This window comes from Weissella sp. DD23 (assembly GCF_001579105.1).
GTDB classification, from domain to species: Bacteria; Bacillota; Bacilli; order Lactobacillales; family Lactobacillaceae; genus Weissella; species Weissella cibaria.
Window position 1 is genome coordinate 1 of record NZ_KQ970533.1, and the last position, 238, is coordinate 238.

General features: G+C 45.0%; 1 pseudogene. It reads left to right on the forward strand.

The features are described from left to right. Positions 1 to 28: 28 nt before the first annotated feature. A pseudogene (gene obgE / locus WEIDD23_RS12610) lies at positions 29 to 238 on the forward strand (GTPase ObgE); the annotation flags it as partial.

The window sequence follows — 238 nt, forward strand, 5'->3', positions numbered from 1 at the left end:
CTTAAAAAAGAAAGTGAGGTCATAAACCATGGCGTTTGTCGACCAAGTTAAAATTTTTGTGAAAGCCGGTAAGGGTGGCGATGGTGCCGTTTCTTTCCGTCACGAAAAGTATATTAATATGGGTGGTCCATTTGGTGGTGACGGTGGTCACGGTGGATCAGTTGTAATGGAAGTTGATGAAGGGTTGCGTACGTTGATGGATTTCCGTTACAAGCGCCACTTTAAGGCAACTCCTGGT